Origin of the sequence: Streptomyces sp. JHA26, from assembly GCF_002005565.1 — a bacterium.
In the GTDB taxonomy this organism is placed as follows: Bacteria; Actinomycetota; Actinomycetes; order Streptomycetales; family Streptomycetaceae; genus Streptomyces.
This window is the reverse complement of sequence record NZ_BDJC01000051.1, coordinates 19,370-40,162: the sequence shown is the minus strand read 5'-3', so window position 1 is coordinate 40,162 and position 20,793 is coordinate 19,370. Positions and strand designations below refer to the sequence as shown.

17 protein-coding genes and 1 pseudogene are annotated in these 20,793 nt (G+C 73.2%); 8 read left to right on the top strand and 10 right to left on the bottom strand.

Annotated features, from left to right (window positions below):
- Positions 1-58: 58 nt before the first annotated feature.
- Both JHAT_RS26030 and JHAT_RS26025 read left to right on the top strand, forming a co-directional pair.
- Positions 59-1,021, top strand: a complete 963-nt coding sequence (locus JHAT_RS26030; RefSeq protein ID WP_077800696.1) for an electron transfer flavoprotein subunit alpha/FixB family protein — start codon at positions 59-61, stop codon at positions 1,019-1,021.
- Between the two features lie 184 nt (positions 1,022-1,205).
- Positions 1,206-2,504 carry a DUF6986 family protein gene (locus JHAT_RS26025; RefSeq protein ID WP_077800695.1) on the top strand — a complete coding sequence of 433 codons (1,299 nt, stop codon included), beginning with the start codon at positions 1,206-1,208 and terminating at the stop codon, positions 2,502-2,504.
- Positions 2,505-2,817: 313 nt separating this feature from the next.
- Here the strand turns inward: JHAT_RS26025 and JHAT_RS26020 are convergent, their stop codons facing one another.
- Positions 2,818-3,897 carry a LacI family DNA-binding transcriptional regulator gene (locus tag JHAT_RS26020; protein ID WP_171991055.1) on the bottom strand — a complete coding sequence of 360 codons (1,080 nt, stop codon included), beginning with the start codon at positions 3,895-3,897 and terminating at the stop codon, positions 2,818-2,820.
- Positions 3,898-4,127: 230 nt separating this feature from the next.
- Between JHAT_RS26020 and JHAT_RS26015 the strand changes: the two genes are divergently transcribed.
- Entirely contained in the window at positions 4,128-5,081 is a 954-nt protein-coding gene (locus JHAT_RS26015; RefSeq protein WP_077800694.1) for an ROK family protein, read from the top strand.
- 16 nt (positions 5,082-5,097) lie between these two features.
- On the opposite strand, the gene JHAT_RS26010 is transcribed toward JHAT_RS26015, so the two are convergent.
- Positions 5,098-7,164 carry an NPCBM/NEW2 domain-containing protein gene (locus JHAT_RS26010; protein WP_171991054.1) on the bottom strand — a complete coding sequence of 689 codons (2,067 nt, stop codon included), beginning with the start codon at positions 7,162-7,164 and terminating at the stop codon, positions 5,098-5,100.
- Between the two features lie 274 nt (positions 7,165-7,438).
- On the opposite strand from JHAT_RS26010, the gene JHAT_RS26005 reads away from it, so the two are divergent.
- The gene (locus JHAT_RS26005; protein WP_077800693.1) at positions 7,439-8,479 is read left to right on the top strand and encodes an NUDIX hydrolase; all 1,041 of its coding nucleotides are present in this window, start codon (positions 7,439-7,441) and stop codon (positions 8,477-8,479) included.
- A gap of 257 nt (positions 8,480-8,736) precedes the next feature.
- On the opposite strand, the gene JHAT_RS26000 is transcribed toward JHAT_RS26005, so the two are convergent.
- Positions 8,737-10,092: a dipeptidase gene (locus tag JHAT_RS26000; protein ID WP_077800692.1), complete on the bottom strand. Its 1,356-nt coding sequence runs from the start codon at positions 10,090-10,092 to the stop codon at positions 8,737-8,739.
- Positions 10,093-10,321: 229 nt separating this feature from the next.
- Between JHAT_RS26000 and JHAT_RS25995 the strand changes: the two genes are divergently transcribed.
- Entirely contained in the window at positions 10,322-11,590 is a 1,269-nt protein-coding gene (locus JHAT_RS25995) for a geranylgeranyl reductase family protein (RefSeq protein ID WP_077800691.1), read from the top strand.
- Here the strand turns inward: JHAT_RS25995 and JHAT_RS25990 are convergent.
- Positions 11,580-12,068, bottom strand: a complete 489-nt coding sequence (locus JHAT_RS25990; RefSeq protein ID WP_077800690.1) for a nitroreductase family deazaflavin-dependent oxidoreductase — start codon at positions 12,066-12,068, stop codon at positions 11,580-11,582. The genes JHAT_RS25995 and JHAT_RS25990 overlap by 11 nt on opposite strands.
- Before the next feature lie 173 nt (positions 12,069-12,241).
- Here JHAT_RS25990 and JHAT_RS25985 point away from each other — a divergent pair, with 173 nt between their 5' ends.
- From JHAT_RS25985 to JHAT_RS25975, 3 genes are all read left to right on the top strand, one after another.
- Positions 12,242-12,934: a TetR/AcrR family transcriptional regulator gene (locus JHAT_RS25985; protein ID WP_077800689.1), complete on the top strand. Its 693-nt coding sequence runs from the start codon at positions 12,242-12,244 to the stop codon at positions 12,932-12,934.
- Between the two features lie 108 nt (positions 12,935-13,042).
- Positions 13,043-14,287 carry a sensor histidine kinase gene (locus JHAT_RS25980; protein ID WP_077800713.1) on the top strand — a complete coding sequence of 415 codons (1,245 nt, stop codon included), beginning with the start codon at positions 13,043-13,045 and terminating at the stop codon, positions 14,285-14,287.
- Positions 14,284-14,946 carry a response regulator transcription factor gene (locus tag JHAT_RS25975; RefSeq protein ID WP_077800688.1) on the top strand — a complete coding sequence of 221 codons (663 nt, stop codon included), beginning with the start codon at positions 14,284-14,286 and terminating at the stop codon, positions 14,944-14,946. The genes JHAT_RS25980 and JHAT_RS25975 overlap by 4 nt, the downstream gene beginning before the upstream one ends.
- On the opposite strand, the pseudogene JHAT_RS35510 reads toward JHAT_RS25975, so the two are convergent.
- The 6 genes and pseudogenes from JHAT_RS35510 to JHAT_RS25945 all read right to left on the bottom strand — a co-directional run bounded on the left by JHAT_RS35510 (position 14,907) and on the right by JHAT_RS25945 (position 20,721).
- Positions 14,907-15,184 (bottom strand): annotated as a pseudogene (locus JHAT_RS35510) (DUF6332 family protein). The gene JHAT_RS25975 and the pseudogene JHAT_RS35510 sit on opposite strands and share 40 nt — an antisense overlap.
- 144 nt (positions 15,185-15,328) lie before the next feature.
- Positions 15,329-16,063 carry a maleylpyruvate isomerase family mycothiol-dependent enzyme gene (locus JHAT_RS25965; protein ID WP_077800687.1) on the bottom strand — a complete coding sequence of 245 codons (735 nt, stop codon included), beginning with the start codon at positions 16,061-16,063 and terminating at the stop codon, positions 15,329-15,331.
- A gap of 190 nt (positions 16,064-16,253) precedes the next feature.
- Complete coding sequence (locus JHAT_RS25960; RefSeq protein WP_077800686.1) at positions 16,254-17,633, bottom strand: GH1 family beta-glucosidase; 1,380 nt, start codon at positions 17,631-17,633, stop codon at positions 16,254-16,256.
- Between the two features lie 31 nt (positions 17,634-17,664).
- Entirely contained in the window at positions 17,665-18,492 is an 828-nt protein-coding gene (locus JHAT_RS25955) for a carbohydrate ABC transporter permease (protein WP_077800685.1), read from the bottom strand.
- Positions 18,493-18,498: 6 nt separating this feature from the next.
- On the bottom strand, positions 18,499-19,449 hold the full coding sequence (locus tag JHAT_RS25950) for a carbohydrate ABC transporter permease (RefSeq protein ID WP_077800684.1): 951 nt from the start codon (positions 19,447-19,449) through the stop codon (positions 18,499-18,501).
- 12 nt (positions 19,450-19,461) lie between these two features.
- Positions 19,462-20,721, bottom strand: a complete 1,260-nt coding sequence (locus tag JHAT_RS25945; protein WP_077800683.1) for a sugar ABC transporter substrate-binding protein — start codon at positions 20,719-20,721, stop codon at positions 19,462-19,464.
- Positions 20,722-20,793 lie beyond the last annotated feature (72 nt).

Sequence of the window (20,793 nt, the reverse complement as noted above, 5' to 3'; positions counted from 1 at the left end):
GCCCCGCTGGTTCCGCAGACCGCCCCTCACATCTCGCAAGCAGGAGAGAAGAAGTCCCATGGCTGAAGTTCTCGTCTACGTCGACCACGTGGACGGCGCCGTCCGCAAGCCCACCCTGGAGCTGCTGACCCTGGCCCGCCGCGTCGGCGAGCCCGTCGCCGTCGCGCTGGGCGCCGGTGCCGGCGACACGGCCGCGGCCCTCGCCGAGCACGGCGCGGTCAAGGTCCTCACCCACGAGGCCGCCGAGTACGCCGACTACCTGGTCGTGCCGAAGGTCGACGCCCTCCAGGCCGCCGTCGCCGCCGTCTCCCCGGCCGCCGTGCTGGTGCCGTCCTCCGCCGAGGGCAAGGAGATCGCCGCCCGTCTGGCGCTGCGCATCGGTTCCGGCATCATCACCGACGCCGTCGACCTGGAGGCCGGCGACTCCGGTCCGGTGGCGACCCAGTCGGTGTTCGCCGCCGCGTTCACCACCAAGTCCCGCGTCTCCAAGGGCACCCCGGTCATCACGGTCAAGCCGAACAGCGCGGCCGTCGAGCCGGCCCCGGCCGCCGGCGCGGTCGAGGCCCTGTCGGTCACCTTCTCCGACGCCGCGACCGGCACCAAGGTCACCTCGCGCACGCCGCGCGAGTCGACCGGCCGCCCCGAGCTGACCGAGGCCGCGATCGTGGTCTCCGGCGGCCGCGGTGTCAATGGCGCGGAGAACTTCGCGATCATCGAGGCGCTCGCCGACTCGCTCGGTGCGGCCGTCGGTGCCTCGCGCGCCGCGGTGGACGCGGGTTGGTACCCGCACACCAACCAGGTCGGCCAGACCGGCAAGTCCGTCTCCCCGCAGCTGTACATCGCCTCCGGCATCTCGGGCGCGATCCAGCACCGCGCGGGCATGCAGACCTCGAAGACGATCGTGGCGATCAACAAGGACGCCGAGGCCCCGATCTTCGACCTGGTCGACTACGGCGTCGTCGGCGACCTCTTCGACGTCGTCCCGCAGCTCACCGAGGAGATCAAGACCCGCAAGGGCTGAGCCTTCCCGCCGGAGACCCGGCCGAGGCCCCCGCGACCGTCCGGGTCGCGGGGGCCTCGTCGTGTGCGCGGGACGGTGGGGCCCGCCGGGCCCTCGTGGGGGATGGTTGACCGGGGCAGAGGCGGCAGATAACTTCACTCTACGGATTATTGATTCCGTTCAGCGGAAAATAGGAGAGTGTGGGATGGGTCAGCAGGAGAAGGTGGCAACGAGTCTCGCGGGCGCCGTCGGCGAGGAGATCAGTGCCTCCCTCGCACCGGTCGACGCGGAGTTGGAGCGCCGCTACCCCGGGGACCCGGGCACCCGTCAGCCCGTCCACACCGTCTACGTCCCCGGTGACGCCTTCGCCGCCGGCACGATCCGCTCCTGGGGGGACCAGGCGCTCGCCGCGCTCGACGAGCACGCCCCCGACGCGGCGTCCTTCGCCGCCGTCCTCGGCCTGTCCGACGAACTCGCCGAGCCGGTGTACTCCCGGGTGCGCGCCAAGCTGGAGCGGGAGCCGATCGAGGACCTGCGCATCGACTTCGAGGACGGCTACGGCAACCGGTCCGACGCCGAGGAGGACGAGGCCGCGGCCCGCGCGGCCCGGCTCGTCGCCGAGGCCTACGACCAGGGCACGGCGGCCCCGTACATGGGCATCCGCATGAAGTGCATGGAGGCACCCGTGCGCGCCCGGGGCATCCGGACGCTCGACGTCTTCCTCAGCGGCCTGATGGAGGCCGGCGGCCTGCCCGACGGGCTGGTCCTCACCCTGCCGAAGGTGACGTACCCCGAGCAGGTCACCGCCATGGTGCGGCTCCTGGAGGCCTTCGAGGAGGCCCGGGGGCTGGAGCCCGGCCGGATCGGCTTCGAGATCCAGATCGAGACCAGCCAGTCCATCCTCGCCGCCGACGGCACCGCCGCCGTCGCCCGCATGATCCAGGCCGCCGAGGGCCGAGCCACCGGACTGCACTACGGCACCTTCGACTACAGCGCCTGCCTCGGCGTCTCCGCCGCCTACCAGGCCAGCGACCACCCGGCCGCCGACCACGCCAAGGCGGTCATGCAGGTCGCCGCCGCCGGCACCGGCGTACGCGTCTCGGACGGCTCCACCAACGTCCTGCCGGTCGGCTCCACGCAGAAGGTCCACGACGCGTGGCGCCTGCACTTCGGTCTCACCCGCCGCGCCCTGGCCCGCGCCTACTACCAGGGCTGGGACATGCACCCCGGCCACATCCCCACCCGGTACGCGGCGGTCTTCGCCTTCTACCGCGAGGGCTTCGAACAGGCCGCCGCCCGCCTCGCCCGCTACGCCAACCGGACGAGCGGCGACGTCATGGACGAGCCCGCCACCGCCAAGGCCCTCAGCGGCTACCTGCTGCGCGGCCTGGACTGCGGCGCCCTCGACACGGGCGAGGTCGCCCGGCTGACCGGCCTGACCCGCGCCGACCTGGAGGGCTTCTCCTCGCCCCGGCGCGGCGACCTCACGGCCTCGGCGCAGTAGCGCCCCGGCCCCCGCGACGGCGGACCGTCCGGCCCGGAGCGCACCTGCCGCTACGGGCCGGACGCCGGCACCCGCCTCCGCGGACACCGGCCGGTCGCACGGGCGCGGTGCCGGTGTCCTCGGACTCCGTGAACTCCCGGTGGGGGAGTCCCGGGACGGCTCCCGCGGTCGTGCGGACGTGTGCCGTGCGGCACGCCCCGCGGGCCCTGCGTCCCCCGAGCCGACTCCCGTGCGATCGCGTTCGTCCGAGCGTCCCGGCCGGCCTGCGGGGGACTTCGCCGCAGCCGGTGTCCGCCACGGCCCGCCGGGCCGCTCAGTCCGCCGGCGGCAGTTCGCCCGAGCCGCGGGTGATCAGACGGGTCGGCAGTTCGACGCGCTCGGGAACGAGCAGTGTGCCGTCCAGCTGCCGGAAGAGCCGTTCGGCCGCCGTGCGGCCGAGGGCCGCCGCGTCCTGGGCGACCACGGTGACGCCCGGCCGCAGCAGGTCGGCGAGCTCGATGTCGTCGAAGCCGACGAGGGCGACGCGCCGGGTGTGCTCGGCGAGGACGCGGATCACGGTGACCGTCACCCGGTTGTTGCCGGTGAAGATCGCGGTCACCGGGTGGTGCGGGTCGGCGAGCATCTCCTCGGCGGCCCGGCGCACCCGCTCGGGGCCGGTGACGCCCAGCGACATCCAGGAGTCCTTCACCGGTATGCCCGCGTCCTCCATGGCGGCCCGGTAGCCGCGCAGCCGCTCGGCGGCGGTGTGGATGCGGGGCATGTCGCCGATGAAGCCGATCCTGCGGTGCCCGTGCGCGATCAGATGGGCCACGCCGTCACGGGCGCCGCCGAAGTTGTCGGAGACCACCACGTCCGCGTCGATCCGCCCCGCCGGACGGTCGACGAACACCGTGGCCACGCCGGCCCTGAGCTCGGGCTCCAGGTACCGGTGGTCGTCCCCGGCGGGGATCACCAGCAGTCCGTCCACGCGCCGCGCGCACAGCGCCAGCACCAGTTCCCGCTCGCGGTCCGGGTCCTCCGCGCTGGAGCCGTTGATCAGCAGGGCCCCGTGGGCGCGGGCCACCTCCTCCACCGCACGGCTCAGCGGCCCGTAGAACGGGTCCGCGAGGTCCTCCAGCACCAGCCCGATGCTCGCCGTACGGCCCTTGCGGAGCACCCGCGCGCTGTCGTTGCGGCGGAAACCGAGCGCGTCGATGGCCTCCTGGACGCGCCGTTCGGTCTCCGGGGTGACCCCCGGTTCCCCGTTGACCACCCGGGAGACGGTCTTCAGGCCGACGCCGGCGCGGGCGGCCACGTCCTTCATGGTGGGGCGGTTGCCGTAGCGACTCCCGGGAAGCCGGTCTGCGCGGCGGGGCGTGTCGGGCACGGTGCGGTGTCCTGTCCTGTCGTCCACGGGATTGCGTCGGCTCCTGTCGTCCACGCCGGATGCGGTGTTCGTGCGCTTGTATGAGGATGTGGCGTCGAGCATAGAGCCTGGACAACGTTGTCAGATGCACGAGACACTGTCCACCGCACTCTCCGGCCCGCGTCCCCACCGCGCGCCGGCCTGCTGCTCCCGTTCAGGTTCCTCACTTTCCTTGCTTTCCTCACTTTTCCTTCGGTCGACGGGGAGATCCGACTCTGATGCACACCGACCTCGTGGCAGCGCTGGACATCGGCGGCACCAAGATCGCCGGGGCGCTGGTGGACGGCCACGGCCGGATCCAGGTCCGCGCGCAGCGCGCGACGCCCGCCCAGGAGAACGGCGAGACCGTGATGCGGGCCGTGGACGCGGTCCTCGCGGAGCTGGCCGTGTCGCCGCTGTGGGGGCGGGCCGGGGCCGTCGGCATCGGCAGCGCCGGGCCGGTGGACGCCTCCGCGGGCACGGTCAGCCCGGTCAACGTGCCCGGCTGGCGCGACTTCCCCCTCGTCCGGCGCGTCCGCGCCACCGTCGGTGACCTGCCCGTCGAGCTGATCGGCGACGGAGTGGCGATCACGGCGGCCGAGCACTGGCAGGGGGCGGCCCGCGGGCACGACAACGCGCTGTGCATGGTCGTCTCGACGGGCGTCGGCGGCGGTCTGGTCCTGAACGGGGTGCTCCACCCCGGCCCGACCGGCAACGCGGGACACATCGGGCACATCAGCGTGGACCTGGACGGCGACCCGTGCCCGTGCGGTTCGCGCGGCTGTGTGGAGCGCATGGCCAGCGGCCCCAACATCGCGCGGCGTGCGCTGGCCGACGGCTGGCGGCCGGGCCCGGACGGCGACACGTCGGCCGCCGCGGTGGCCGCCGCCGCCCGCCTGGGCGACCCGGCCGCCGTGGCCTCCTTCGAGCGGGCGGCGCAGGCGCTGGCCGCCGGCATCGCCGCCACCGCCACCCTCGTCGAGATCGACATCGCCGTGGTCGGCGGGGGAGTGGGCAAGGCGGGCGAGGTGCTCTTCGGCCCGCTGCGCAGGGCCCTGGCCGACTACGCGACGCTGTCCTTCGTGCGGCGCCTGACGGTCGTGCCCGCCCGGATGGGTACGGACGCGGGACTGGTCGGGGCCGCCGCGGCCGCGCTCACCAGGACGGCGGGCGTGACCGCGGCGGGGGTCTGAGACAGGCCGGCGCGGATCAGCAGGTCAGCCGGGCCTGTGCCCAGTCGGCGTGATCGGAGTCGGTGTTGTCGCCGCCGTTGGTGACGACGAGCCGGACCACCTCGGCGCCGGTCACGTCCGCCGTGATCGGCTGGGCCGGCATCGCGTTGGTGAGGACCCCGGTCGAGGCCACCTCGGTGCCGTCCGCCCAGATCTGGAAGGAGACGGTTCCCTTGGCGCCCTTCTCGTCGTCCACACCGACCTCGGCGGTGACCTTCTCGCAGGCCCGGTCCGTGTAGAAGGCGACGCTGCTCTGCGCGTGGACGCCGAGGCCGGTAGCGTACACCACCCCGCCGATGGTGAGGGGGTTGCCGTCGCCCGCGGCCTGCTCCCCGTTGCTGGTGTTGCGCTCGACGGGACCCCAGCCGTTGGTGGCCGACAGCCACGGGAGGTCGCCGAGCTCGGACGTCCCGGCGGGCGGCGGCACCACCACGGTCGCCGTCAGCGGCAGGTCCGACTCGACGCGCTTCCCGGCCGGCGAGCGGTGACTCGTCCGGACGACGAGGTCGTACGACCCGGGGGGCGTGCCGGCGGGTGCGGTGACCGACCACGTGGTGCGCAGCGACCGGCCGGCGGGGACGACGGGCGCGCCGGCCGGCGAGGTGGCCCGGATCCGCCAGCCGTCGGGGCCGTGCAGGATCACGGACACCCGGTGGGCCGGGGTGCGGCCGAGGTCGGTGACCGTCGTGGTCAGCGACGCCGGGGTACCCGCCTCGACCAGCGTGCTGCCCTCCAGGCCGAGTTCGACGGCGGGCGGGTACTGGGCCCACCGGCGGTCGGCGCCGACCCGCAGGAGGACCGTGCCGTGCGCGGGGACGGTGGCCGACAGGGTGCCCGCGGTGTGCGAGCTCTCGTGCCGCCACAGGTCCCGCAGGGTGTAGCCGGCGGCGTCGGGCAGTCCGACGGCCTCGGCGCTGGTGGTGATCCGCTGGGGGCTGTCGGACTCGTTGAACAGCGCCACCGCGCGGCTGCCGTCCCGCATCTCCTTGGCGACGACCCAGCGGCCGCCCTCGGAGGAGACCACGGTGCCCTGCTTGCCCAGCGGGTCCTGGTCGACCGCGATGACCTCCCGGTTGCCGAGGATCTCGAAGGTCTCGTCGGACGCCTTGCGCAGGTCGGTGCCGATGAGGAGCGGGGCCGCCATGACCGACCACATCGAGAAGTGGGTGCGGTACTCCGTGGCGGTCATGCCGCCGTTGCCGACCTCCAGCATGTCGGGGTCGTTCCACCGGCCGGGGCCGGCGTACTCGGCGAGCGGGAGGTTCTTCTTGAGGATCGACAGCATGGAACCCCAGCTGTCGTTGATGTCGCCGGTGGTCCGCCAGAGGTGTCCGAGGTCCCCCGCCCATTCCCAGGGCTTGTTCTCGCCCCATTCGCAGATGCTGTAGACGATGGGCCGACCGGTGGCCCTCAGGGCGTCCCGCATGGTGGTGTACCGCTGCACGGCGTCCACGCCCTGGTTGTTGCAGTTGTCGTACTTGAGGTAGTCCACGCCCCAGTCGGCGAACTGCTGCGCGTCGCTGTACTCGTGGCCCAGCGCGCCGGGCATCCCCGTGCTGTCGCACGTCTTCGTGCCCGCGCTGGTGTAGATGCCGAGCTTGAGGCCCTTGGCGTGGACGTAGTCGGCGACCGCGTCGATGCCGTTCGGGAAGCGCACCGGGTCCGGTACGAGCTTGCCGTCGGCGCCGCGCTGCGGGAGCGCCCAGCAGTCGTCGAGGTTGACGTACTCGTACCCGGCGTCCTTGAGGCCCTTCGCGACGAAGATGTCCGCGATGCCCTTGACCATCGCCTCGTTGAACTCGGCACGGCAGTGGGTGGAGTTCCAGTTGTTGAAGCCCATGGGCGGGGTGAGGGCGAGCCCGTCGTCCGGGGCGAGCTCGCCGTTCGGGGCGGTTCCGCCGTCCGGGGCGGGTGCCGGCTCTTCCCGGGCGGTCGGCGCGGCGGCGGCCGTGGGGGCGGCGAGCCCCGCCGCGCACAGCAGTCCGGTGACGAGCGCCCCGGCCAGGGGTCTGCGGGTGGTACGGGGGGAAAGGCGACGTCTCATTACGTTCCTCCGAATCCGCGGCAGGTGGAACGGCAGGTGAACGCGGCACGGGCACAAGGGGACACGGCCCATTGCATCATGTGCACGTCATTGCTGAGCGTTTACGTTAGGACGTGTCCGACTGTGTTGGAAGAGGGTGGGTGGTGGTGGTTCACCGCTCGCCGTCACCGGGGCACGCGGACCGCGCGGCACCGGCGACGCCCTCAACTGGGCCTGGTTTCCGTGGCAGGGTGGAGCGGGCAAGCCACAGGGGGCCAAGACAAGAGGGGGACCTGTGACCGTCGTCTGGATCAACGGCGCGTTCGGTGCGGGGAAGACCACCACCGCACGGGAGCTGATCGAACTGATCCCGAACAGCACGCTCTTCGACCCCGAGGTCATCGACGAGGCGCTCGCACGCCTGCTGCCGCCCAAACGCCTCGCGGAAGCGGGCGACGTCCAGGACCTGCCGATCTGGCGGCGCCTCGTGGTCGACACCGCGGCCGCGATGCTCGCCGAACTCGGCGGGACCCTCGTGGTCCCCATGACCCTGCTGCGCCAGGAGTACCGCGACGAGATCTTCGGCGGCCTCGCCGCCCGCCGGATAGCGGTCCGGCACATCCTCCTGGCTCCGGCGGAAACGATCCTGCGGGAGCGGACGGCGGCCCGCGAGGTGCCCGCGGCGACGGACGGGGGGATACGCGCACGGCAGTGGTCGTACGACCACATCGAGCCGTACCGGGCCGCCCTCGCCTCCTGGCTGACGGCCGACGCCCATCCGGTCGACACCAGCGCCCTCACCCCGTACGAGACCGCCGCCCGCATCGCCGAGGCCGTCGGCACCGGGGCGGCGCCCGCCTGCGACATCGTGCAGACCCCCGAGCCCACCGGCGAGACCCTGGCCGCCGGCGTCCTCCTCTTCGACGAGCAGGACCGGGTGCTGCTGGTCGACCCCACCTACAAGCCCGGCTGGGAGTTCCCCGGCGGCATCGTGGAGCCCGGCGAGGCGCCCGCCCGCGCCGGGATGCGCGAGGTCGCCGAGGAGACCGGCATCCGCCTCGACGAGGTGCCCGCCCTGCTGGTCGTCGACTGGGAGTCGCCCGCGCCCCCCGGCTACGGCGGCCTGCGCCTGCTCTTCGACGGCGGCCGGCTCGACTCCGCGGAGGCCGGCCGGGTGCTGCTGCCGGGGCCCGAACTGCGCGACTGGCGCTTCGTCAGCGAGGACGAGGCCGCCGCCCTGCTGCCCCCGGTCCGCTACGAGCGCCTGCGCTGGGCCCTGCGGGCCCGGGAACGCGGGGCGGCGCTGTACCTGGAGGCGGGCACACCGGTCGGCTGACACCGGGCGACCGCGGGGCGCGTCCAGTCCCGTCGTCCTCCCGGGGGCGGCTGCGGGGCGCGGCCACGTCCGTGCCGCTTTCCCGGGGCGACCGCGGGGCGCGTCCACACGCACGGCGCCCCCCGGGGCGGCCGCAAGGCGCGTCCACGCCCACGGCGCCTACCGGGGCGGCCGCGGGGACGGCCCGGTAGGCGCCGTGGCGGAGGCCGTTCGTCGCCGTGCGGGGCCGCCGTGCGGGGCGCGAACGGGCGGTGCGCTCAGCTCGCCGCGTAGTTCCGCAGGAACAGCGCCTCCGCCACCGACAGCCGCTCCAACTCCTCGGGGGACACGCTCTCGTTCACGGCGTGGATCTGCGCCTCCGGCTCGCTCAGGCCGATCAGCAGGATCTCCGCCTCCGGGTAGAGCGTCGCGAGGGTGTTGCACAGCGGGATGGAGCCGCCCTGACCGGCGTACTGCATCTCCTGGCCCGGGTACGCCACCGCCATCGCGTCCGCCATCGCCCGGTAGGCCGGGCTGGTGGTGTCGGCGCGGAACGCCTGGCCCTGGCCGATCTGCTCGACCTGCACCCGCGCACCCCACGGCGTGTGCGTCTCCAGGTGGGCCCGGAGCAGCTTGGTGGCCTCGGTGGCGTCCACGCCCGGCGGCACCCGCAGGCTCACCAGCGCCCGGGCGCTCGCCTGCACCGACGGCGTCGCGCCGACCACCGGCGGGCAGTCGATGCCGAGCACCGTCACGGCGGGGCGCGCCCAGATGCGGTCGGCGACCGAACCGGAGCCGATCAGCTCGACGCCGTCGAGCACCTTGGCGTCCCGGCGGAACTGCTCCTCGTCGTAGGCCAGGCCCTCCCAGGTGCTGTCCGACGCCAGACCGTCCACGGCCGTCGAGCCGTCCTCGGTGCGCAGCGAGTCCAGCACGCGGATCAGCGCGGCCAGCGCGTCGGGGGCCGCGCCGCCGAACTGGCCGGAGTGCAGGTTGCCCTCCAGCGTGTCGACCTTCACGCGGACCAGCGTCATGCCGCGCAGCGTCGAGGTGACCGTCGGCAGACCGACCCGGAAGTTGCCGGCGTCGCCGATGACGATGGTGTCCGCCGCCAAAAGCTCCGGGTGCGCCTCGGCGTACCGCTCCAGACCGCCGGTGCCCTGCTCCTCGGAGCCCTCGGCGATCACCTTGACGTGCACCGGCACGCCGCCGTTCGCCTTCAGCGCGCGCAGCGCGAGCAGGTGCATCAGCACACCGCCCTTGCAGTCGGCCGTGCCGCGCCCGTACCAGCGGCCGTCGCGTTCGGTCAGTTCGAACGGCGGCGTGTCCCAGCCCGCCTCGTCCAGCGGCGGCTGCACGTCGTAGTGGGCGTAGAGCAGCACCGTCCTCGCGCCCTCGGGGCCGGGCAGGAAGCCGTACACCGACTGGGTGCCGTCCGGTGTGTCGAGCAGGGCCACGTCCTCGAAGCCCTCGGCGCGCAGCGCGGACGCTATCCAGTCGGCGGCGCCCACGCTCTCGCTGCGCGGGAACTGGTCGAAGTCCGCCACCGACTTGAAGGCCACCAGCGCGGCGAGCTCCTCCTTCGCCCTGGGCATCAGGGAGGAGACGGTCTCGGCGACCGGATTCGACGACATGGGCACGCTCCTTGTGGATGCGACGTTGTACCGATCGGTACATGAGCGGGCGCTGCTGACGAGTGCCCGCGCGCGTACCGCTGTGCACGGATGATCGTGCGGGTGCGGACACCTCCCGGGGTGCGGGCGGCGTCCGCCGCCGATCCTCCCACAGTGGCCTGCGGCGATGCCCGCCGTAGGATGCGGGGGTCAGGTGCGGCATGCGGTTTGATCGGAGCAGTAGACCATCGTGAGCAGCGAGAACTCTTCGGCGGACGACACGCGTCAGGTCTGGGACGTCGTCGTGGTGGGCGCGGGACCGGCGGGGGCCTCGGCCGCCTACGCGGCGGCGGTCGCGGGGCGGCGTGTGCTGTTGCTGGAGAAGGCGGAGCTGCCCCGCTACAAGACGTGCGGCGGCGGCATCATCGGTCCCTCGCGCGACACCCTGCCCCCCGGCTTCGAACTGCCCCTGCGGGACCGCGTGCACGCGGTGACGTTCTCCCACAACGGCCGCTTCACCCGCACCCGGCGCTCCAAGCAGATGCTGTTCGGCCTGGTCAACCGGCCGGAGTTCGACCAGCAACTCGTCGAACACGCCCAGAAGGCGGGCGCCGAGCTGCGCACCGGGGCGACGGTGACGCGGGTCGAGCAGCACGGGTCGGCGGTGCCGGACCGGCGCACGGTCGCCGTCGTCCTCCAGGGCGGCGAGACGGTGCTGGCGCGGGCCGTCGTCGGCGCGGACGGCAGCGCGAGCCGGATAGGCGCACACGTCGGGGTCAAGCTCGACCAGGTCGACCTCGGCCTGGAGGCGGAGATCCCGGTGCCCGACACGGTCGCCGACGACTGGAAGGGCCGGGTGCTCATCGACTGGGGTCCGCTGCCGGGCAGTTACGGCTGGGTGTTCCCCAAGGGGGACACGCTCACCGTCGGTGTGATCTCGGCACGCGGTGAGGGCGCGGCGACCAAGCGGTACTTGGAGGACTTCATCGGCCGGCTCGGACTCGCCGGGTTCGAACCGAGCATCTCCTCCGGCCACTTGACGCGCTGCCGCGCCGACGACTCGCCGCTGTCCCGGGGCCGGGTGCTGGTGTGCGGGGACGCGGCGGGGCTCCTGGAGCCGTGGACGCGCGAGGGCATCTCGTTCGCGCTGCGCTCGGGGCGGCTCGCGGGGGAGTGGGCGGTGCGCATCGCGGAGGCGCACGACGCCGTGGACGCGCGCAAGCAGGCCCTGAACTACGCGTTCGCCGTCAAGGCCGGGCTGGGCGTCGAGATGAGCGTCGGCAAGCGGATGCTGGCGGTCTTCGAGCGCCGCCCGGGGCTCTTCCACGCGGCGCTGACCGGTTTCCGTCCCGCCTGGAGGGCGTTCCGGGACATCACCCAGGGCTCGACGTCACTGGGTGAGCTGGTCCGCAGCCATCCGCTGGCGCAGCGGGCCCTGTCGGCCGTGGACCGGCGGCCTGCGGAGCCCGCCCGGTCCGCGGAGCCCGCTCGGTCAGCGGAGGACGGGATCAGCTCTTGAGCTCGATCCGGAACACCGGGTGGTCGGCGGCGCACGCGGTGATCTCCTCGTCGGAGGACCCGGCCGTGACCCCCTGGAAGTACCGGTCGACCTCCCAGCCCCACTTCTCCAGGTAGGTCCGCAGGACGGGGAGCTTCTCCTCGTCGGGAAGTTCCACCGCGGTGAAGGGACGGACCCTGCGTCCCACGCGCAGTTCCCCGCCGCCGGCGGCGCGCATGTTGCGCACCCACTGGGAGTGGCCGCGTGCGGAGACCAGGTACCGCTCGCCGGCGTGGGTGTGCGGATTGACCGGGATGCGCTGCGGCCGGCCGCTCTTGCGGCCGAGGACGGACAGCTCGGCGGTGCCCGCGATGCTGATGCCGTACCGGGCGAGCCGGCCGACGACGCGGTTGAAGCGCACGGTCAGCGGACTGCCCTTGAAGTAGTACGGCGACGAACCGGTCGGGGAGGGGGCGGGCGAAGACGTGGACGACGGCATGAGGGCTCCCGATGGAGAGGATGAGAGAGCAGTGCTCACTTTTGTGAGCACTGCTCTCGCTCGATGCTCCCAGTCTGCATGCCCGCCGCCGATAAAGCAAGAGCAGCGCTCTCGTTTGTGTGCACCGCTCTTGTTTGTGTGCACCGCTCTCTCTACGTGCGACACTGGACGGCATGACCAGCACCCCACTCGGAGCCCGTGCCCGCGCCCGGATCGAGGTCACCGCCGCCATCAAGGACGAGGCGCGCGGACAACTCGCGCGGGAGGGTGCCGCCAAGCTCTCGCTGCGCGCCGTCGCCCGTGAACTCGGCCTGGCCTCCTCCGCCCTGTACCGCTACTTCCCCAGCCGCGACGACCTGCTGACCGCCCTGATCATCGACGCCTACGACGCGATCGGCGCCGCCGCCGAAGCGGCGCGCGACGCGGCGGCCGAGGCGGGCCCCGTCCGGCGCTGGACCACCGTGTGCGAGGCCGCTCGCGGCTGGGCGCTGGCCCACCCCCACGAGTACGCGCTGATCTACGGATCACCGGTGCCCGGCTACACCGCCCCCCAGGACACCGTGCGCGCCGCCTCCCGGGTGGGGCAGGTCCTCGTCGGCATCGCGCGCGAGGCGCACCGGGGCCGGGGCCTCGCCCTGCCCGTGCTGCCCGCCGAACTGCGGCCCGAGGCGCACCGGATGGCCGCCGACCTCGCCCCCGACCTGCCGCCGCAGGTCGTGGCGGCGCTCGTGGCGGCCTGGGCGGAGCTGTTCGGGCTGATCGGGTTCGAGGTCTTCGGGCAGTTCGACCGGGTCGTGGAGGACCGCGCCGCGTTCTTCCGGCACGCCGCCGGCCGGCTCGCCCACGAGGTCGGCCTGGAACACTGAGCCGCCCCCTCCCGGGACGCGGGCGGCCGGCGTACTCCACCGGGAGCAGGCGCGGCCACCGCGCACGGATGACGCCGCCCGGTGCGCGCGGCGTCTAGCGTGGCGGACATGGACGGACAGCACGAACACGGGGGCGGACCACCGCGGTGGTGGCGGCCCGGACCCTCGTGGGGGAACCACCGGGGCGACGAGGAGCGCGGCTCCCGCCTGCCCTGGCTCTCCACGGCACTGATCACGGCCTTCGTGCTGCTCGGTTCGAACTTCGCCGCCCACGCCCAGGCGGGGGAGCGGACCCCGCTCGATCCCCTCGCCCACGTCCTGCTGCTCGTGACCGGCCTCGCCCTGCTGGGCCGGCAGCGGTACCCCGTGGCCGTCGTGTTCGGCACGGCCGCCACCACCCTGGCCTACCTGGGCGTCGGATACCCCTACGGGCCGGTGTTCCTGGCCGTCGCGGTGGCCTGCTTCAGCGCCGTCGTCGCCGGGCACCGCAGGGCCGCGTGGACGGCGATGGCCGCGCTGTGGGCCGGGCACGCCCTGCTGGCCCACTGGCTCTACCGGTGGCTGCCGCCGTCCGGGGACGAGGCCGCCTCCTGGGGGCAGGAACTGGTCGTCGCCGCCTGGGTGGTGGCGATCGTCGCCCTGTCGGAGCTGGCCCGGACCCGGCGCGAGCAGTGGGCGCGGGAGCGGGCCGAACGGGCCCAGGCCGCCAAGCGGCGCGCGGACCGGGAACGGCTGCGGATCGCCCGCGAACTGCACGACGTCCTCGCCCACAGCATCTCCGTCATCAACGTGCAGGCGGGCGTCGGCCTCGCCCTCCTGGACAGCGACCCCGAACAGGCCCGCACCGCGCTCACCACCATCAAGGACAAGAGTAAGGAGGCGCTCGGCGAGGTCCGCCAGGTCCTCGACACCCTCCGCGCGCCCGGCGCCGCGCCGCGCGCGCCGGCTCCCGGCCTGGACCGGCTGCCCGAGCTGGTGGACCAGGCGGCGAGCGCCGGCCTCACCGTGGAGGTCGAGGGGGAGCCGCCGCGCCTGCCGCCCGGCACCGACCTCGCCGCGTTCCGGATCGTCCAGGAGGCCCTCACCAACGTCGTGCGGCACTCGGGTTCGCGCCGGGCCCGCGTCCGCCTCGCCCGGGACGGCGGCACCCTGCGGCTGCGCATCGACGACGACGGACCCGCGACCGGCGCCGACGCCGGGGGCAGCGGCAACGGACTGGCCGGGATGCGCGAGCGGGCGGCGGCGCTCGGTGGCACCATCGAGGCGGGCCCGCGCCTCGACGGCGGCTTCCGGGTGCTGGCGTCCCTGCCGCTCACCGTGCGGCACGCCGAGGAGTCCGAGGAGGACCGGTGATCCGCGTACTGCTCGCCGACGACCAGTCACTGGTACGCGCCGGTTTCCGGGCGCTGCTGGACGCGCAGCCGGACATCGAGGTGGCGGGTGAGGCCGCCGACGGCGAGGAGGCGGTGCGCGCGATCCGCGAACTGCGCCCCGACGTCGTCCTGATGGACATCCGCATGCCCGCCCTCGACGGCCTGGCCGCCACCCGCCGGGTCACCGGGGACGAGGGGCTGAGGGACGTGAAGGTGGTCATGCTCACCACCTTCGAACTCGACGAGTACGTCTTCGAGGCCATCCGCTCGGGCGCCTCCGGGTTCCTGGTCAAGGACACCGAGCCCGACGAACTCCTGCGCGCCGTACGGGCGGTGGTCGCCGGGGACGCGCTGCTCTCGCCGGGGGTGACCCGCCGCCTGATCGCCGAGTTCGCGGCGCGCTCCAAGGAACCCGCCGCCGGCGCGCTGTCCCGCCTCACCGAGCGGGAACGGGAGGTGATGGCCCTGGTCGGCATCGGCCTGTCCAACGAGGAGATCGCCCGCCGCCTGGTCGTCAGCCCCCTCACCGCCAAGACCCACGTCAGCCGCACCATGGTGAAGCTGGGCGCCCGCGACCGCGCCCAGCTCGTCGTCCTCGCCTACGAGTCGGGACTGGTGCGGCCGGGCTGGCTGGGCTGATCCCCGCGCCCGGACCGGACCAGCACGCTCACCGCCCGGGCGACGAACAGCACGACGGCCGGCACCGTGCCCGTGCCGACCGGTCCGCCCCGGCCGGCGGCCCGAGGGCACGGGCCGGCCCCGCAACGGCCCCGAACAGCACCGCCGCCGCGAACGCCGCGCCGCACAGCGCGTCTCCGGTCTCGACGGTCGTCGCGGCCCGCTCGCCCCGCGCGCGGCGTCCCCCGTCACCGGTCACATCCGCACGTCCCGGATCCGCACACCGGCGAAGCGAGCGGTCCGGCCGGTTCCGGACCGTCCGCTCGCGGCGCGGCCGCCCCTGCGGGGCGAGGGGCAGCGGGAGAAGCGGCCGGCCCGGTACCGGCGGGTGTCCCGCTCGCCTTCAGACGACGGCCGACCTCTCCCGCCACAGCGCGGCGAGCGAGGCGTCCCCGGTGACGTGCGGGAACGGCAGCCGGTTCCACAGCGACAGGTACAACTGCGCCGCCGGACCGGCCACTTCGCATTCGGCGTCGCCGGTGTCCCCCCGCTCGGCCGCGGGCGGCTGTGCCGACAGCCGTACGGTCCACACGGCACCGTCCAGGTCCGTCGCCCGTACCCGCAGCACACGGGGCTCCGCACTGCGGACCCCGCTCCTCGGGAGGGCGTGGAAGCCGCGCAGCAGTTCGTCGATGCCGTCCGCGGCGAAGCCGGCGTCGACGCCGGACGGATCGCCGCCCCCGGCCGACTCCGCGTCGAACCGGTGGACGGTCGTCTCGTGCGCCTGCCGCCGCGCCCAGAACGCCAGCGGCGACGGCGCGGGCAGGAAGTGCCAGCACTCCACGTCGGGCGCGGCACCGGCGAGGGTGTCGACGAGCTGCCGGTGCCCCTGCCGGAACCAGGCCACGAGTTCGACACCGTCGAGGTCCGGCAGCCCTCCTTCGGGGCGGTACGAGGTGTGGCCCTCGGCGACGAACGCCGCCGCCCAGCGGTGCACCGCCCCGGTGTGCCGCAGCAGGTCCCGTATCCGCCAGCCGGGGCAGGTCGGTATTTCGGCGCCGGTCCCCGCCTTCTCCGCGGCGGCGGCCAGCAACTCGCCCTCGTGGTCCAGTGTCTCGACGAACGTGATGATCTCCATGCGGAGAGTGTGCACGAGGGAGCGCGCTCCGCGGGAGGGGTGCCGTCGCCCTGTGCCCGGGGTACCGGACCGGTCCGGGGCGGAACGGCCGCGCGCCCGGGCGCGGGGACGGCGCGCGCCGCCACGGCCGCCGGCGTCGTGACGCCGGTGAGCGCGGCCGGCGGCGGGAACCGGCCGGCCGCGCGGCACCTCACCCGCGGTGCGCGGCGATCAGGTCCCGGTACCAGCGGTAGCTGTCCTTCGGCGTGCGCTGCTGCGTGTCGTAGTCGACCCGCACGATGCCGAAGCGCTTGTCGTAGCCGAACGCCCACTCGAAGTTGTCCAGCAGCGACCACACGTAGTAGCCCCGCACGTCCACCCCCGCGTCCATCGCCGCCCGCAGGGCCGTCAGGTGGTCGCGCAGGTAGGCGACCCGGTCGGTGTCGTGCACTGCTCCGTCGGCGGCGACCGTGTCGTCCTCCGCCGACCCGTTCTCCGTGATGTGGACGGGCGGCAGCGCGTCGCCGTACTGCTCTCTCAGCCGGACGAGCAGGTCGGTGAAGCTGTCGGGGACGACCGGCCAGCCCATGGCGGTGTGCCGCACGCCGGGAAGCCGTACCTCCTCGTAACGGTTGTCCGTCGCCACCCTGCGCGCCGGGTCGGCCTCGCGGTGCGGGGCGTCGGCGACCACGATCGGCCGGTAGTAGTTGATGCCGAGGAAGTCCAGCGGCTGGGAGATCAGCTCCAGGTCGCCGTCCCGCCGGAAGTCCGCGCCGGTGATCAGCTCGCCGAAGGTCTCCTCCTCCGTCGCCGGGTACCGGCCCGCCAGGATCGGCTCGGTCCACACCAGGTTGTGCTGGGTGTCCGCGCGGACCACGGCCGCCAGGTCGGCGGGGGAGTCGGTGGCCGGCAGGTTGCGGTCGAGGTTGAGCGTGATGCCCACCTCGCGCACCCCGGCCGCCCGCAGCGCCCTCACCGCGAGACCGTGGCCGACCAGCAGGTGGTGGACGGCGGCCAGGGCGCCCCGGCCCTCCTTGGCCCCGGGGGCGTGGCGGCCGATGGAGTAGCCGAGGAAGGAACTGCACCACGGCTCGTTCAGCGTGATCCAGCGCGGCACCCGGTCGCCCAGGTGCTCGGCGACCACGGCCGTGTACTCGGCGAACCGTTCCGCGGTCTCCCGCACCCGCCAGCCGCCCCGGTCCTCCAGGGCCTGCGGCAGGTCCCAGTGGTAGAGGGTGGCGGCCGGTTCGATGCCCGCCGCGAGCAGTTCGTCGACGAGGCGCGAGTAGAAGTCCAGCCCTTCGGTGTTCACCGGGCCCGAGCCCTCGGGCACGATCCGCGGCCAGGCGATCGAGAAGCGGTACGAGTCCACGCCCAGGTCGCGCAGCAGCGCCACGTCCTCCCGGTAGCGGTGGTAGTGGTCGCAGGCCACGTCGCCGGTGTCGCCGTTGGCCGTCAGGCCGGGGGTGTGGCTGTAGGTGTCCCAGATCGACGGACCGCGGCCGCCCTCCCGCGCGGCGCCCTCGATCTGGTACGAGGCGGTCGCGGCGCCGAAGACGAAGCCGGGCGGGAAGCGGGGGAAGTCGCTCATGCGGGGAAGCCCCTCTCCTGGTGTGCGGTGGTCACTTGACGGAACCGCCGGTGATGCCGGCGGCGATGTACTTCTGGGCGAGGACGAGCAGGATCGCCGCCGGGACCGCGGACAGCACGGAGGCGGCCATCACCGAACCCCAGTCGCCGACGTGCGCGCCGATGTACTGGTAGATGCCCAGGGTGACCGGCTTGACCTCGTCGGTGGTGTTCAGCGTGAGCGCGAACATGAAGTCGCTCCACGCGAACAGGAACGCGAACAGACCCGAGGTGATCAGGGAGTTGCGGCTCATCGGCAGCACCACCCGCAGGAACGTCCGCACCGGTCCGGCGCCGTCCATCTGCGCGGCCTCGATCACCTCGCCGGGGATCGACACCATGAAGGACCGCATCAGGACGATGGAGAACGGGATGCCGAGCGAGGCGTCCGCCAGCATCAGGCCGAAGTAGGAGTTGACCAGGCCCAGGTCGACGTAGGAGTTGTAGAGCGCGTTGGCGATGACGATGCCCGGCACCATCTGGGTGATCAGCGTGCCGAACACGATGGTGCGCGAGCCGCGCAGCCCGAACCGCGCGAGCCCGTAGGCGGCCGGCGCCGAGATCGCCAGGCAGATGACGACCGCGCCGAGCGAGACGGCCAGCGAGGTCAGCAGGTGGCCGCCCTGGTCGCCGATCGCCTTGGAGAAGCCGGACAGGTCCAGGCTGCCCGGCACCGGGTCGACCTGGAGCAGCCCCGACTCGGGCTGGAGGGCGGTGTTGAGCATCCAGTACAGCGGGAACAGCATCACGCACAGGACGAGCACACCGGCGACGGTGGAGCCCCAGCGGCGCCGGGACCCGGTGGGAGTGCGGTCGGCCATCGTCGGTCACTTCCCTTCGGAGCGGTTGGCCCGCAGGTAGAACACCGCGAACACGGCGGAGATCAGGATCAGTACGTTGCCGACGACGGCGCCCGCGCCGAAGTCCAGCTGGACGAACGAGTTCTGGTACGTGAGCGTGCCCAGGGTCTGCGTGGAGTCGGCGGGGCCGCCGTCGGTCAGGGCGAGGATCAGGTCGAGGATCTTGACCGTCGACATGAAGCCCAGCACGAGCACGACCGTGATGACCGGCTTGAGCATCGGCAGGGTCACGGAGCGGAAGGTCCGCCACGCGGAGGCGCCGTCCAGGGAGGCCGCCTCGTGCAGCTCCTTCGGGATCTCCTGGAGACCGCCGTACAGGATGACCATGTTGAACGGGATGCCGATCCAGATGTTGACCAGGATGACGGACAGCAGGGCCATGTGCGGGCTGGTCAACCACGGTGTGTGTCCGCCGAGGCCGAGGGTGTCCAGGAACGAGTTGAGCACGCCCGTGTCCTGGTCGAGGATGCGCCGCCAGACGATGCCGGAGACCACCATGGGCACCAGCCAGGGCAGCAGGATCAGCGAGCGCAGCGCACCGCCCAGCGGGAAGCGCCGGCTGAAGAACACCGCGAGCGCGAGACCGATGCAGAACTGCCCGAGGAGCGAACCGGCGGTGAAGACGAGCGTGTGCCACAGCGCCTTGCCGAACAGGGCGTCCTGGAACACGTGGGACCAGTTGTCGACGCCGTTGAAGGGCGCCTCACCGGTGAAGAAGGTCTTCGGCGTGTAGTGCTGGAAGCTCATCACGACGTTGCGGACGAGCGGGTAGCCGAAGAACAGCAGCATGAAGACGACGGCGGGGGCGACGAACCCCCACTGGGAGAGCCTGCGCCGGCGCGCGGTCCGGGCCGGGTCCGGCACGGCCGCTCCGGACGTCTCGGCGGCTGCCCGTGCGGTGACGGTGGACGTGGTCATGGTGGCGTTCCCTCAGTTCCCGCTCGTGGCCCGCTGCTGGGCGCGCTTCAGGGCGGCCTCACTGGACTGGCCGGTCAGGGCGGACTGGAAGGCGCTCTGCAGGGCGAGCGACACGCTCGACCAGCCCGCGCCGAGCTTCGCCGTGCGGGACCGGGCGACGGCCACCTGGTCGGCGAGGGAGTCCAGCTCGGGCACCTTCTCGCGCCAGACGGCGGCGGCCTTCGCGTTGGCCGGGACCATCCAGCTGTTGAGGGCGTAGGTCAGCTGCTCCTTCTCGCTCGCCAGACAGGCGACGATCTTCCCGGCCGTCCTCTCCCGTGCCTCGTCACCGGTGTCGGGCACGGTGAGCACCGCGCCGCCGAGCGGACCGACCGAGTCGTCGCCCGCCTCGGGCACCGGGATCGGCGCGATGCCCCAGTGCAGCGACTCGTCGCTGTTGAGGGTCTCCACCTGCCACGGACCGTTGATCATCATCGCCGCGTTGCCGGCCATGAACTGGTCGTTGACGTCCGCCTGGGTCCAGTTGACGGTCGCCTTGGAGAGCGAACCGTCCTGCAGCAGGCTCTTCCAGTAGTCCAGGGCCTCGACGACCCGCGGGCCGTCCAGCTTCGTCTCGTCGCCGCCGTTGGACCACATGAACGGCGTGAACTGGAAGACCCCGTCCTCCGCGCCGCCCGCGCTGAGCGCCAGGCCGTACCGCTTGCCCCGCGTGAGCTGCTTCGCGGTCTCGCGCAATTCGGCCCAGGTGGTGGGCACCTCGACGCCCGCCTCGTCGAGGACGTCCTTGTCGTAGAAGAGGGCGAGCGTGTTCACGGAGCGGGCCGCCCCGTAGTACGTGCCCTTGTACGAGCCGAAGTCGACGATGCCCTCGGGGATGTCGTCGGTGCTCAGCCCGAGGCTCCTGAGGTCGACCAGACCGCCCGCGTCGGCGAAGGTCGGCATCTCGGACGCGTCGAACTGGACGATGTCCGGCAACGACCTGGACGACGCCATGCGCAGCGCCTTCGTCATCACCTGCGCCGCGGGGACGCTCTGCTGCTCGATGGTGACGCCCAGCCGCTCGCCGCAGCGGGCCATCGCCTCCGCGTCCCAGCGGTGGTACGACTCGTCGGTCGAGGAGTTCATCACGGTGTACACGTCGGCGTCGCGCTGCTGCCCGCAGCCGGTCAGCGCCGTGCCCGCGACCAGCACGGAGACGGCGGCGAGCGGGACGGCGACTCTGCGTGAGCGTTCGCGCCCCCGATGCGGGGCGTTGAAGCGCTTCGACATCATGCGGCCCTTGCTGTCGTACGGTCCGGCTTCCTTGCCGGACTGTTTGTTTGTTGTGATGACTAATACGCCAGG